We start from the raw sequence: 12,615 nt of genomic DNA, 5'->3' as shown, positions 1-12,615 counted from the left end.
TCAACGGGTGCGAATGCGGGGATCGAGCGCGGCGTTGGCGACATCCGCCAGCAGCGTCAAAACGATGTAGAACAGCGCAATGATCAGCACCACGGCCTGCACCACGGGATAGTCGTTGCGCGAAATGGCGTCCCAGGCCAGCTGACCCAGCCCATTGAGCGAGAAGACCGATTCGATGACCACCGATCCGCCCAGCATGAAACCGAGCTCGACCGCGGCCAGCGCCACTACCGGAATGATCGCGTTGCGCAGCGCGTGCTTGAAGATCACCGCCCCGGTCCGCAACCCCTTGGCCCGAGCCGTCCGGATGTAGTCGGATTCAAGCACCTCGAGCATGCCGGTACGGGTCAGGCGCATCATTGCGGGAGTGGCGTAGTAACCCAGCGCGATAGCCGGGAGCACGAAATGCTGCCAGCCGTCGCTACCGGCGGCGGGGAGCCACTGCAGCGTTACCGCGAAGACCACGATCAAGGTCAACCCGAACCAGAAACTCGGCATCGCCTGTCCGACCACGGCGAACAGCAGTGCCAGCCGATCGACCCAGGTATCGCGCTTGAGTGCAGCCAATACGCCCAGTGGAATCGAGATGCTCACCGCCAGCGCGAGGGCTACGCCGCCCAGCGTCAGCGTGATCGGCATGCGATCGACGATCAGATCGACTACCGTGCTCTGGTAGTAGTAGGAGTGGCCGAAATCGAAGGTCAACGCCCCCCCCAGCCAGTCGAGATACTGATTGACGATCGGCTGATCGAGACCGTAATCGATGCGGATCTGCTCGACCTGCTCGGCAGTGGCCTCAGGACCGGCGATCGATGTCGCCAGATCACCGGAAAGGTGCAGCAGCATGAAGCTGACGATCGAAATGGTCAGTGCCACGCTCATCGCGACCAGAACCCGGCGAAAAATGAAAGTGCCCATGAAACCTCCTCACGCCACGCGACCTCGTCGATCAAGCACGGGGCCACGCGAACGGTTACGGATATCGAAAGACGTTACTTCCAGCTGGCCTCGGCAAACCGCGGCAGCTCGTCCGGATAAGGGGAGAAATTCAGATCGGAGGTATAGGCGTAGTAGGTGGAGTAAGAAAACAGTGGCGCCCAGTAAGCCTTCTCCGAGATTCGCTGGAGCGCCTTCCGATAATTTTCCTTGCGAACTTCAGGATCGACGGACGTATCGCCGGTGTGCAGCCAGGACTGGACCTGCTCGTCCTGCCAGTGATCGTCAGCGCCGCCACCGAAATAGACACTGGTGAACGCGGAAACGTCATTGACTGAATAGGAGCCCCAGGTCTTGAACGACATGTCGGTGTTGCCGCCGCGCTGCTGCTCGAGCAAGGCCGGCGAGGTCATGAAGCGTAGGTTGACGCGAATGCCGACATTGCGCAGATCGCCGATCATCGCCTCGGCGTAGTCTCGCTCGCGGTAGGCATAGAGATTCAGCTCGAAACCGTCGCCGTACCCGGCATCCGCCAGCAATTGACGCGCCTTGTCCGGATCGTAGTCGTACTCGACGACATCCTGAGTCTTGCAGCCGAACTGGGCCGGAAAACATGGCGCATAGAGGGGGCGGCTGCCGCCGCGCACCAGATTGTCGGCCATACCCTGACGGTTGATCGCGTGATTGATCGCCTGGCGAACCTCGAGGTGGCTCAGCGGGGAATTTTCGCGCTTGGCGGCATCGAAAGACACATATCCCACCCGCATGGTCTCGCCGCTGTCCACGGTCAGATTGGGCATTCCCTGCATCTGCTCGGCCTGATCCGCCGGTACACGCCAGATCCAGTCGACCTGTCCGGTCATCAACTGCGCCACGCGTGAGTCCTGATCAGGGATCACCTTGAACTCGAGCTTGCCGATGTGGGGCTTTCCGATCGGGCTATCGGCGAAATAATCGTCGTTTCGGGTCATTTTGACCCCCTCTCCCGGCGTCACTTCGGTAATGCGATAAGGGCCGGTGCCGATCGGCTTCTTGCTGAAGCCCTCGAGACCGACTTTCTGAAAATACTGATCCGGAAAGACCGGGAGCGGACCGGAAAGATATTCCAGCGCGGCCGGGAAAGGTCCGTTGAGATGGAAGCGAACATGGGTGTCGTCGATCTTCTCGACGCTCTTGATCCAGTCGGTGTTCTGGCGCGTGACCACCTTCGAGTCCGGTGACACCACGTAGTTAAAGGTAAATACGACATCATCGGCGTTGAACGGCTCGCCGTTCTGGAAGGTCACGCCTTCACGCAACGTCATCTCCAGCGTGGTGTCATCGACCCAATTCCACTTGGTGGCGAGCATCGGTTCGTAGTCGTTGGTCTCTGGATTGCGATAAATCAACGTGTCCCAAGCCAGGTGCGAAATGATCACCCCTTCCCGCAGATTGTTGTGATATGGGCTGATGTTCTCGGGCTCGCTGTCGGAAGCGTATACCAGCGTATCGTTGGCTTTGTTGGCCAACGCCGGTAGCGACAGACAGCACAGCGTCGTACCAACCACGATGTGGCAAAGCGTCAGGTTAGATCGCATTTCAACCTCATTGTTGTGTTGTTAGATGAGAGCGTGTTGCTGGGTCAAGGACTGTTGTTGGATGAAAGAATGTTGCTGCACGAGAGCCCGGACTACCGTCATTGGCGTGTCGCAGGCGATCGGATCTTATGTTGTGCAGCCGCCTTCGGGCCGACGCCGGTTGCCTCGAAGCTATCGAACGCCTACCCATGCCACAAGTACAATGTTTAGAATCAACCATTGCCATTTCGGCAAACGCTAATAAAAACAAAGCCCACGATCATGCAGTGAACAAGAATCAAGGACGCCACAGTGGCAATGAACAGTCGTGCCCTCCAGGAAACCGCGCTGCGCTATTTTCTCGCGGTGATAAAAAACGGCTCGATCAGCGAGGCATCGCTCAAGCTCAACGTGGCAGCCTCCGCGATCAGCCGCCAGATTGCCCGGCTCGAGTCCGAGCTTGATACTCAGCTGTTCGAGCGCCGCGCCAGAGGTATGGTGCCGAGCGCCGCCGGTGAGCTGCTGGCCGCGCATGCCAGACGCATGCAATTGGAAACCGACCGGGTTGCCAGTGAGATTCTGGCGCTGCAGGGGCTCGAGCGAGGCACGGTTCGCCTGGCCAGCTCGGAAGGGTTTGCGGTGGATTTCATTCCCCTGGCGATCACCCAGTTCCGTCGTCGCTATCAGGGCATTCAATTTCGGCTCAGCGTGAATTCGCCGGCCGAGGTGACGCGTAAGGTACGCGAAGGAGAGGCGGATATCGGGTTGACCTTCAGTCTGGCCCCGGAGCGCGACATCCAAGTGGAATCACGTCAGCGTTCGCGCATTCACGCATTGATGGCGCACGAACACCCGTTAGCGGGCAGGCAGCAGGTAACTCTGGCGCAGTTGCAGAGCCACACCATTGCCCTACCGCCGCCGGAAACCACACTACGCCAGCTGTTCGATATCTGCTGCAGCCAGCAGAATCTGATCTTCGAATCGATCTTCACCAGCAACTACACCGAAGCGCTGGTCAATTTTGCCATGCTTGGCGGCGGCATTGCTCTGGCCGGGGAAGTTTCGGTTCGCCACCGGCTGCTCCAGGATCGCGTCGTCGCCGTGCCGATTCGCGATGCTGGCATGGATGCACGGCACGTGGAACTGCAGACACTTGCCAATCGCACGCTGCCAGCGGCGACCGCCGCGTTCGTCGAGCACCTCAAGGGGATGATGGATTCCGGCAAGCCGTGACGGCGTTCAGCCAGCGTGGCACTTCTTGAATTTCTTGCCACTGCCGCAGGGGCAAGGGTCGTTGCGCCCCACTTCCTTGAGTGCGTTGCGCACCGGCGCTTGCGGCTCGTGATGATGTTGGCAGTGCGGGCCATGAACGTGGCCGGGAGCCTCGTGGCTGTGACTAGAGGCGCCGTGGTCGTGCTGACAATCCGGGCCGTGGACATGAGATTGGGACATGGAGCGCTACCGTAACGAGTGGAGGATAACCGACCCGCAATTATCCTCCATGGATCGAAGTGGCGCCATCGTCTCGCGGCGAGAAAACGCTACTTGACCTCGATCTCGACGAACACGAACTCGACATCGTTGGCGTTGACCACGTTGTGTTCGGCGCCCTTTTCTCGGTAGTAGGAAACGCCCGCTTCCAGAGTCGAGAACGTATGCCCGTCCAACGTCTCGAGTTCAAGCTTGCCGGTAGTCTGCGGCACCACGACGTAGTCGCAGTCATGCGCATGCCAGCCGGTTTCACCGCCTGGCGGGAACCGCCATTCGGTGATCCGAACCCGGTCGTTGTCCACTTGTACACTGGGTTGGGCCTGGGGACGGGGGGAATTCATGATTCGAATCCTTCACTGGGAAATGAGAGTGTTCGGCACCGGCACTGCGCCGGTGCGCGTTCATCACGGTGACCCTCGACTCATGTCAACCATCGAGTCGTGAAGTCCTTGGCGCGTCAATAACCGTAACGTTTCAGGATGGCATCCTGATCCTGAGGCGGGTGCCCGTAAAATTCCAGCAGCCGTTCGGCCCGGTTGGTGAAGAAACCATCGACGCCGCGCTGCTGATAGCGTTCGAAATCCGCCGGCTCATCGACGGTGTAGAGATGCACCAGCATGCCATCGTCATGGGCCATGCCGATCATCCACGGTTCGGCCAGATCCATGTAGCTGAACTGGCTGCTGAAAGGCCCGTCATGCTCGGACTGTACCGCCGACGGCCCGACCCCGATCGCCCCGTGCGCCTTGGCCAAATCGAGCCAAGACCGATACGCCTCCGGTGAGGCGACCTGCTGACGGGCGTAGTAATCGGCCGTACTCTCGTCGTTACCCTGCGGCTTGCCCGGTGCCGCCTCGATCCCGCCCTTGCCTAGCCATAGCAGAAGCACCCGCGGCACATTCGGCATGGCCGTTTCCAACGCCTTCAGACTGGCCTTGGAAAAGGTCTGCATTACCACGCGACCCGGCGTGTCTCCAACTCTTACGGCCCCCTTCTCGGCAGCCTGCCGGGATTTCGTCTCATCATTCAGCCAGCCCCGCGTCGCGAGCTTCTCGCGCAGATCTTCTTCGATGCCGGGAAACTGTTCAGGCACCTTGGTCTCGATATATAGCCCGGGGTGATTTTTGCCATCCTCGGCGATGTCGATCACTTCATCCAGCGTCAGTATCTTGAGGCCGGAGTAGCTATCACGGGCGCGATCGGGGTAGCTGGCGTTGAACCAGCTGCCGGCGTCTAGCTGCTCGAGCTCGTCCAGCGTGAAACTGGATACCGGCGCGTCGACACGATCGGGGAACACCTCGGCCACATTGGTGTTGCGGCCCAATGTATTGTCGTGAACGGCCACCAGTACACCATCTTTGGTGCGTTGCAGATCCAGCTCCAGATAGTCGACACCCAGATCTCGCGCCAGCAGATAGGCGGGTCGAGTCGACTCCGGCGCCTGATAGGACGCCCCCCGGTGGGCGATCACCGCATCGCAGGGTATCGGGATCTTGGTACACAGCGTCGAGCCTTGCGGTTCGCTGTCGTCGTGAGTGTCGGCTGCATGGACGGTACTGACCGGCAGTAGCAGGCTGACACCACAGGCCAATAGCCAGCAACGTGTCGAAGTGGTCATCGCGATCTCCTAGTTGATACCGGGTTCCCGGCCCGATCCGGTACTGACGCTACCCGATAACCCGCTAGCGACCAAGTCAGATCCATACGTTGACGTCATCACTGCCACCGAAGTCCGCCCGTTGCGGATGAACGACGCAGAACCGGTGACCCGTGGGCGCTTGCATGACAGTCCAGCGTTCCAGTCGCTCGATGACCGTCGCACCCAGCCGTTCCAGCCGGGCCACTTCTGCGTCGATATCGTCGCTTTCGATATCCAGATGAACCCGGCTGGGATGATCAACCTGCTGGATCAACACGTCAGGCTGATTGGGTGGCGTATCCAGTTTGCCGTATTTTCCATCGACCTCGTGGCACCGCCAACCCAGCGCCCCGGCCCAGAAATCGATGGCGGAAGATTTCTCGTCGACTTGGCTGTCGATAACGAGTGCTGCCAGACGGCTCCTGTGCATTGTTGCTCTCCTCTCCATCACGTTGATCTCAACACGACTATCATTATTTCATCGTAGTCAGCGCAAACCATCGCGACATTCCCCACCGCCCCAGTCAGTCCTTACTTCGGCTGGAGGCTAGCGGGCAGGCACTTCATTAATCTGCGTCGTCATGAAACCGATGGCGAACGCCATTCTACGATAGTCGCAGTATCGGATGGCGGCGGGCCCGCACATGCGTTAAGCTGCGTGCCCATTGCCGTTATCTGTCTGACCGTCGTCACGCGAAGCTGAAAAAGTCGACGACCCTCCTTTTTGTCGCCTCCAGGCGCATCAGCCAGCACTGGCATTCCCCGGTAGAGCGTAGCCGCTTCGCTTCGCCAATCGCCGCGACCTAGAGAATACCGAATGAGTTTTGCCTCACTGGGCCTTAGTGCCCCGTTGCTGAAAGTCGTTGCCGAACAAGGCTACGACACCCCTTCCCCGATTCAGTCACAGGCGATTCCCGCCGTCCTCGAGGGAAGAGATGTCATGGCGGCCGCACAGACGGGTACCGGCAAGACGGCAGGTTTCACCCTGCCGATCCTGCACCGCCTGTCCCAAGCTGAACGCCCCCAGGGTGGTTCACAGATTCCAGTACGTGCCTTGATTCTGACCCCGACCCGAGAGCTCGCCGCTCAGGTCGGCGAGAGCGTGGCGACCTACGGCAAGCATCTGCCACTGAAAAGCGCCGTGGTCTTTGGCGGGGTCAAGATCAACCCGCAGATTGCCACCCTGCGCCAGGGCGTCGACATTCTCGTTGCCACGCCGGGACGCCTGCTCGATCTCTATCAGCAGAAAATGGTTCGCTTCGACAAGCTCGAAGTGCTGGTGCTCGACGAAGCGGATCGCATGCTCGACATGGGCTTCATTCATGATATCCGCAAGATTCTGGCGGTGCTGCCCAAGCAGCGTCAGAACCTGCTGTTCTCGGCGACGTTCTCCAACGAGATCCGCAACCTCGCCAAGGGCATGGTCAACGATCCGGTCGAGCTGTCGGTCACGCCGCGCAACGCCGCTGCCGCCACGGTGACCCAGTGGGTTCATCCGGTGGACAAGAGCCGCAAGCCGGCCTTGCTGTCGCACCTGATCCAGACCCATCAGTGGCAGCAGGTGCTGGTCTTCACCCGAACCAAGCACGGCGCCAATCGCCTGACCAAGTATCTCGAGGGTCAGGGCATCGAGGCTGCGGCGATTCACGGCAACAAGAGCCAGAATGCTCGCACCAAGGCGCTCGCCGATTTCAAGAGTGGCGGCGTCCGCGCACTGATCGCGACCGATATCGCCGCTCGCGGGCTGGATATCGACCAGTTGCCGCAGGTAGTGAATTTCGAGCTACCCAACGTGGCGGAGGACTACGTTCACCGCATCGGTCGTACCGGCCGAGCCGGAGCCAGCGGCCAGGCAGTTTCACTGGTCAGCCTGGACGAAAAGAAGGAGCTTGCCGGTATCGAGCGCCTGATCAGCCAACGCTTGAGCAGCGAGGCAGTGGAAGGTTTCGAACCGACGCCGGGTGGCGGTCCCAAGGTCGACGAAAATGAAGGTCGTCAGCCTCGCGGCGGCCAGCGTCGCAACGATGGCGGGAACGGTCAGCGACGCAGCAACGGTGGCGGACGCACCAGCAACGCCGGCGGCCGCGGTAATACGGGCGGACGCGGCAATGGCGGCGGGCGCGGTTCCTCGTCAGGCCAGCGCGGCGATGCCAACGGCAACCGGGACGGCGCCAATCGCAACAGCGAGGCCCCGGCGCAACGTCGCCAGCGCTCGGGTGGTGGGCAGCGGCGCAGCGGCGGCGGCACGCCCAACGGCAACGTCTGAAAGTTAGACGTTTCTGCTCGGATCAACGGCTTCAGCTAGTATCAACGACAACGCCACCGTCAATAACGGTGGCGTTGTCGTATCCGGATGCCGGCCAAGTGCCGGCACGTGAAGCCTAATCGAGCACGACGAGCCGGTTCGGCAACTCGTTGCGCTCGTGGGTCGCCGGAACATGGGTCTTCAACAGCTCGCCGCAACTATCGATGCAGTCGAGGAAACCCTGCAAGGTTTCTCCGACTTTCACCTTGGCCGTGAAGCTGACCACGATCGACTGCCAGGTGTCATCGTCCAGTCGATCCGAAATTCCCCGGTCGACGAGAATCTCCACGTAACGCTCGGCTTCGGAGACGAAGATCAGCATGCCGGTACCAGCATCGGTGTGGTGCAGGTTCTGGTCCAGGAACTGGCGCCGGGCCAGATTGGAAGCGCGCCAGAACCGCACATGACGCGGGATCAGGCGCGTGAGGACCGTGGGAAGCCGGAAAACCACCGCCAGGACGATGAAGACCAGCCACTGCACCAGCAGCAGATACCAGGCGCTGATGCTGTCCAGCCCGCTCAGCCAGCTGGCGATCACGGCCAGAGCGCCGGGAACGATGAGCGCCGTCAGCCCCGCCCACAGCAGCGGGATATAGGTGTAATCGTCGGCTTGACGCGCCAGGACGGTGACGACTTCGGCGTCGGTGTCGCGCTCGATCCGGGTGATCGCATCGCCGACCTGCCGTTGTTCGCTTTCACTCAATAAGGCCATGCTGTCATTATCCTGTCGTCTACGGGAACACTGCCCGAATGGCTACGCAGGCGAATCGCCGCGTTGCGCTTCATCCTGCTCGTCGATTTATTCAGCGTTTCCCTACCAGCCACCCGAGGCACCGCCGCCGCCAAAACCACCGCCACCGCCGCCGAAGCCGCCACCGCCGAAACCGCCGAAACCTCCGCCGCCGAAGCCACCGGACCCGCCGAGAGCGCCGCCCATCAGCACGCCACCCATGAAGCCACCGCGTCGACGTCGTTTACCACCACGACCGCCGCCGCCCCCGCCGCTGCGGACGATCAGCATCACGATCATGAACAGCGCGAAGAACCAGAATCCCGCGCCGCCGATATGCCGCGATTCTTGCCGATCGGGCTGTTGCTGTGGCGGCGCTTCCGCCAGGGGATCGCCCCCCAGCACCTTGACCATCGCCTCGGCCCCGCGAGTAATCCCGCCGGCGAAGTCGCCGTCGCGAAACGCCGGGGTGATGATCTGATTGATGATTCTCGAGGACTGGGCGTCGGTCAGCCGGCCCTCGAGGCCATAACCGACCTCGATCCGCACCGCGCGTTCGTCCACCGCCACGATCAGCAGGGCACCGTTATCCTCGCCCTTCTGGCCGATGCCCCACTCGCGGCCGAGCTGATAGCCGTAATCCTCGATGGCCTCGCCCTGCAGATTCGGCACCGTCACGACGACCACCTGCTCGTCGGTAGCGTCTTCGTGAGCCGCCAGCATGTCGGTCAACTGGGACTGGGTCGAATCGTCGAGCAGATCGGCGTTATCGACGACACGGCCGGTCAGTTCGGGGAAATCCGGCGCCGCCTGGGCGATCGCGGTAAACGCCAGCAGCCACAGGCCCATCGTGAGCGAGATGGCGCGCATACCCGGTCGTCGAATCCGTTGTCGCATCAATGCTGGCATCAGAACTCCACCTTGGGTGCCTGATCCGCATCTTCCGCCGTGGCCTCGAAGTTCTCGCGAATCGGCATGTCGCTATAGAACACGCTATGCCAGATCTTGCCGGGGAACGTCCGGATTTCGGTGTTGTACGCCTGGACCGCCTGGATGAAATCGCGGCGCGCCACGGATATCCGGTTTTCGGTGCCTTCCAGCTGTGACTGCAGCGCCAGAAAGTTCTGGTTCGATTTCAAATCCGGATAGCGCTCGGAGACCGCCATCAGCCGGCTCAACGCGCCGGTCAGTTGGCTCTGGGCCTGCTGGAACTGCTTCAGCTTCTGAGGGTCGTTCAGGCTGTCGGCATCGACCTGGATCGAGGTCGCCTTGGACCGCGCCTCGGTAACGGCCGTCAGCGTCTCCCGTTCCTGGCTGGCGAACCCTTTAACCGTCTGCACCAGATTGGGAACGAGATCCGCGCGGCGCTGGTACTGGTTCTCGACCTGGGACCAGGCCGACTTCACCTTTTCATCCAGCGTCGGGATATTGTTGATGCCGCAGCCTGAGAGCGACAGCATCAGTACCAGCAGCAGCATCCATCGCCACGGTTGACGGGCAGCGACGGAAAGGGCGGTCACAGGCGTCTGCATAGAAAGAATCCCGGTTAGAAAATCAGAGAGGGTGTCGATATGACGATGACGCCAAGTTACAGGTTGGCTGGCGCCTTGGAAAGGTGAATCCCGCGGTGCTCAGTGAGCTCCCACGGGCGACGCGGGATGGTCAGCGTTGACGTTCAGGCACCACCTGCTTACCGAGTCTCACCGCACTGGTCATCCGCCGACGGCTGCGCCAACATGTTGGGACGATCTTCATGTGACATCACCGTCGATGAACACAACGGATCGTCAAAAGGGCTATCGATAAAGCCCTTCCTAATAAAAGGTCTCCAGACAACGGGCCATCAAAGAAAGGATCTTACGCGTGACACAACGTTTCGATATCCGTCTCACTCTCCCGCTCGCCGCCCTGGCGATCGGACTCAGCCTGGTTTCCACCGCCCATGCCGCTGCGCCGGCGCACGTTCGCATCGCCGTCGATGTTCCCTACCCACCATTCGAATACCGCAATGCCGATGGCGAGCTGGAAGGCTTCGAGATCGACCTGGGCAACACGCTCTGCGAGCGCGCCAAGCTCGATTGTGAATGGGTGGTACAGGGCTGGGACGGCATCATCCCCGGGCTACTATCACGCAAGTACGACGCCATCATGTCGTCGATGCGGATCACCCCGGCACGGGAGCGCCAGGTATTGTTCACCGCATCCTACGCGATGTCACCCAAGGTCTGGGTGGCACGACGCGGCAGCGATATCTCTCTCGATGATCCGGCATCGTTGAAGGGGTTATCGGTGGGCGTGCAGCGAGGGACGACGCAGGATAGCTACATTACCCAGCAGTATGGCGACAAGCTCGACGTCCAGCGCTACGCCACGGCGGCGGATGTGGCGCTGGATCTGGAATCGCAGCGCCTGGATATGGCGTTCCTCAACTATCCGGTGGCACTGGACGCGCTGGAAATCGGCAGCGCCGACAGCGATTTCGTGCAAGTCGGGCCGCGCATCGATAGCCCGGAGTCGATCTTCGGCAAGGGCAACGCGATCGCGGTGCGCCCACGTGACAAGGATCTTGCCGAGACCTTCAATCAAGCGCTGGATAGCGTCTATGCGGACGGCACCTTCGAAACCCTGATGCACCAATATTTCGACTACGACCTGCGTCCCGCTTCCCGCAAATAAGGGCTATCGCGGAAGTAGCCATCATTCAAGATCGTCAACTGGTGAAAAACGCCGCCGGCATCGTTTCCACGTTACGGGCCGGCGGCGCTTCGGGTTTACCGATCCGTGTCCTATCGTCGCGTGACGCTCAAAACTCCAGACAGATCTTGCCGAAGTGCTTGCCAGATTCCTGATGGCGGAAGGCATCGGCAATCCGATCCAGCGAGAACGAGCAGTCGACGACCGGCTTGATCCCGGTCACCTCAAGAGCACGGATCATCTCGATCTGATGCTGACGGCTACCGACGATCAAGCCCTGCAGTCGGGCCTGTTTCGCCATCAGCTTGGAGGTCGGGATATCCCCACCGCGGCCGGTCAGCACCCCGATCAGTGAGATATGCCCACCGATAGCAACGGCATCGATGGACTGCGGCAAAGTGCCCGGCCCGCCGACTTCGATCACGTGATCGGCGCCATACCCGTGGGTCAACTCCTGCACTCTCTTGCCCCACTCCGACTCTTCGCGGTAGTTGATCGTGTGATCGGCACCCAGCGCCTTCAGCCGCGTGATCTTGTCCGCGGACGACGAGGTCGAAATGACCGTGGCGCCCATGGCCTTGGCCAGTTGCAGCGCGAAAATCGATACTCCGCCGGTACCCAGAGTCAGCACCGTGTCACCCGGCTTGAGGCCGCCGTCGACGACCAGCGCACGCCACGCCGTGAGACCGGCAGTGGTCAGCGTTGCGGCTTCGGCATGGGTGTAGCCCTTGGGCACATGGGTGAACCATTGAGCAGGACGGACGACCTGTTCACGCGCATAACCGTCGACACCGTCGCCCGGCACCGTCTTGAAATCGGCCACGCGCGCTGGCCCGTCGAGCCAGTGCGGGAAGAACGTGGAGACCACGGAATCGCCGATCGAGAATTCGGTAACGCCTTTGCCCACCGCCTCGATGACGCCGGCGCCATCGGCCATGGGAATGCGCCCTTCCTCCGTCGGGGACTTGCCGCTGACGACAATATAGTCATGGAAGTTGAGAGAGCTGGCATGGACACGTACCCGGACTTCCCCGGGGCCGGGTTCGCCGGGCCCTTCGACCTCATGAAGGTTGAGCTGGTCCAGACCACCGGGAGACTTCAAATTGACGACTTGCATGGTGCACTCCTTGAACGAAACGATTCCTTGGAATCGTTTAACGGGTGCCCGAAGTGTAGACGGTCTCCTCCGGTGATGATCAAGTCAGCAGGCCGAACTCGCATTCTTCTCCAACCTGACATGCAACGACGCCTGTGGAGCCTATTC

13 protein-coding genes are annotated in these 12,615 nt (G+C 60.9%); 3 read left to right on the top strand and 10 right to left on the bottom strand.

Features of this window, described 5'->3' with window-relative positions:
- Positions 1–918 carry an ABC transporter permease gene (locus tag DOM27_RS15430; RefSeq protein ID WP_110657264.1) on the bottom strand — a complete coding sequence of 306 codons (918 nt, stop codon included), beginning with the start codon at positions 916–918 and terminating at the stop codon, positions 1–3.
- A 74-nt stretch (positions 919–992) separates the two neighbouring features.
- Complete coding sequence (locus DOM27_RS15425; protein ID WP_110657262.1) at positions 993–2,513, bottom strand: ABC transporter substrate-binding protein; 1,521 nt, start codon at positions 2,511–2,513, stop codon at positions 993–995.
- A 297-nt stretch (positions 2,514–2,810) separates the two neighbouring features.
- Here DOM27_RS15425 and DOM27_RS15420 point away from each other — a divergent pair, with 297 nt between their 5' ends.
- Positions 2,811–3,725 carry a LysR family transcriptional regulator gene (locus tag DOM27_RS15420; protein ID WP_110657260.1) on the top strand — a complete coding sequence of 305 codons (915 nt, stop codon included), beginning with the start codon at positions 2,811–2,813 and terminating at the stop codon, positions 3,723–3,725.
- A gap of 6 nt (positions 3,726–3,731) precedes the next feature.
- Here DOM27_RS15420 and DOM27_RS15415 read toward each other — a convergent pair whose 3' ends face one another.
- The 4 genes from DOM27_RS15415 to DOM27_RS15400 all read right to left on the bottom strand — a co-directional run bounded on the left by DOM27_RS15415 (position 3,732) and on the right by DOM27_RS15400 (position 6,052).
- A complete protein-coding gene (locus DOM27_RS15415) occupies positions 3,732–3,944 on the bottom strand; it encodes an SEC-C metal-binding domain-containing protein (protein WP_110657258.1) in 213 nt (70 codons plus the stop codon).
- 89 nt (positions 3,945–4,033) lie between these two features.
- Entirely contained in the window at positions 4,034–4,324 is a 291-nt protein-coding gene (locus DOM27_RS15410; protein ID WP_110657256.1) for a cupin domain-containing protein, read from the bottom strand.
- A gap of 116 nt (positions 4,325–4,440) precedes the next feature.
- Positions 4,441–5,601, bottom strand: coding sequence for a glycerophosphodiester phosphodiesterase (locus DOM27_RS15405; protein ID WP_110657254.1), 1,161 nt, complete (start codon positions 5,599–5,601; stop codon positions 4,441–4,443).
- Between the two features lie 76 nt (positions 5,602–5,677).
- A complete protein-coding gene (locus DOM27_RS15400) occupies positions 5,678–6,052 on the bottom strand; it encodes a VOC family protein (RefSeq protein WP_110657252.1) in 375 nt (124 codons plus the stop codon).
- Positions 6,053–6,439: 387 nt separating this feature from the next.
- Here DOM27_RS15400 and DOM27_RS15395 point away from each other — a divergent pair, with 387 nt between their 5' ends.
- The gene (locus tag DOM27_RS15395; protein ID WP_110657250.1) at positions 6,440–7,888 is read left to right on the top strand and encodes a DEAD/DEAH box helicase; all 1,449 of its coding nucleotides are present in this window, start codon (positions 6,440–6,442) and stop codon (positions 7,886–7,888) included.
- A gap of 115 nt (positions 7,889–8,003) precedes the next feature.
- Here DOM27_RS15395 and DOM27_RS15390 read toward each other — a convergent pair whose 3' ends face one another.
- The 3 genes from DOM27_RS15390 to DOM27_RS15380 all read right to left on the bottom strand — a co-directional run bounded on the left by DOM27_RS15390 (position 8,004) and on the right by DOM27_RS15380 (position 10,189).
- Complete coding sequence (locus tag DOM27_RS15390) at positions 8,004–8,639, bottom strand: TPM domain-containing protein (RefSeq protein ID WP_110657248.1); 636 nt, start codon at positions 8,637–8,639, stop codon at positions 8,004–8,006.
- Positions 8,640–8,741: 102 nt separating this feature from the next.
- Complete coding sequence (locus tag DOM27_RS15385) at positions 8,742–9,566, bottom strand: TPM domain-containing protein (protein WP_245392750.1); 825 nt, start codon at positions 9,564–9,566, stop codon at positions 8,742–8,744.
- Positions 9,566–10,189 (bottom strand): LemA family protein, encoded by a 624-nt coding sequence (locus DOM27_RS15380; protein ID WP_110657246.1) that lies wholly within the window; start codon positions 10,187–10,189, stop codon positions 9,566–9,568. The genes DOM27_RS15385 and DOM27_RS15380 overlap by 1 nt, the downstream gene beginning before the upstream one ends.
- 331 nt (positions 10,190–10,520) lie before the next feature.
- Here DOM27_RS15380 and DOM27_RS15375 point away from each other — a divergent pair, with 331 nt between their 5' ends.
- Entirely contained in the window at positions 10,521–11,333 is an 813-nt protein-coding gene (locus DOM27_RS15375) for a transporter substrate-binding domain-containing protein (RefSeq protein WP_245392749.1), read from the top strand.
- A 127-nt stretch (positions 11,334–11,460) separates the two neighbouring features.
- On the opposite strand, the gene DOM27_RS15370 is transcribed toward DOM27_RS15375, so the two are convergent.
- A complete protein-coding gene (locus tag DOM27_RS15370; RefSeq protein WP_110657244.1) occupies positions 11,461–12,468 on the bottom strand; it encodes a zinc-dependent alcohol dehydrogenase family protein in 1,008 nt (335 codons plus the stop codon).
- Positions 12,469–12,615: the final 147 nt, after the last annotated feature.

The organism is Salinicola halimionae, assembly GCF_003206065.1.
Taxonomy (GTDB): Bacteria; Pseudomonadota; Gammaproteobacteria; order Pseudomonadales; family Halomonadaceae; genus Salinicola; species Salinicola halimionae.
Note: the sequence above shows the minus strand (reverse complement) of the source record. Positions and strands in the feature narration are given on the sequence as shown.

Excerpts from the sequence above, each read along its gene's own strand:
- DOM27_RS15370 (WP_110657244.1), bottom strand. The coding sequence starts at position 12,468 with ATGCAAGTCGTCAATTTGAAGTCTCCCGGTGGTCTGGACCAGCTCAAC.
- DOM27_RS15395 (WP_110657250.1), top strand. The coding sequence starts at position 6,440 with ATGAGTTTTGCCTCACTGGGCCTTAGTGCCCCGTTGCTGAAAGTCGTT.
- DOM27_RS15420 (WP_110657260.1), top strand. The coding sequence starts at position 2,811 with ATGAACAGTCGTGCCCTCCAGGAAACCGCGCTGCGCTATTTTCTCGCG.
- DOM27_RS15385 (WP_245392750.1), bottom strand. The coding sequence starts at position 9,566 with ATGCCAGCATTGATGCGACAACGGATTCGACGACCGGGTATGCGCGCC.
- DOM27_RS15410 (WP_110657256.1), bottom strand. The coding sequence starts at position 4,324 with ATGAATTCCCCCCGTCCCCAGGCCCAACCCAGTGTACAAGTGGACAAC.
- DOM27_RS15430 (WP_110657264.1), bottom strand. The coding sequence starts at position 918 with ATGGGCACTTTCATTTTTCGCCGGGTTCTGGTCGCGATGAGCGTGGCA.
- DOM27_RS15425 (WP_110657262.1), bottom strand. The coding sequence starts at position 2,513 with ATGCGATCTAACCTGACGCTTTGCCACATCGTGGTTGGTACGACGCTG.
- DOM27_RS15380 (WP_110657246.1), bottom strand. The coding sequence starts at position 10,189 with ATGCAGACGCCTGTGACCGCCCTTTCCGTCGCTGCCCGTCAACCGTGG.
- DOM27_RS15390 (WP_110657248.1), bottom strand. The coding sequence starts at position 8,639 with ATGGCCTTATTGAGTGAAAGCGAACAACGGCAGGTCGGCGATGCGATC.
- DOM27_RS15415 (WP_110657258.1), bottom strand. The coding sequence starts at position 3,944 with ATGTCCCAATCTCATGTCCACGGCCCGGATTGTCAGCACGACCACGGC.
- DOM27_RS15400 (WP_110657252.1), bottom strand. The coding sequence starts at position 6,052 with ATGCACAGGAGCCGTCTGGCAGCACTCGTTATCGACAGCCAAGTCGAC.
- DOM27_RS15405 (WP_110657254.1), bottom strand. The coding sequence starts at position 5,601 with ATGACCACTTCGACACGTTGCTGGCTATTGGCCTGTGGTGTCAGCCTG.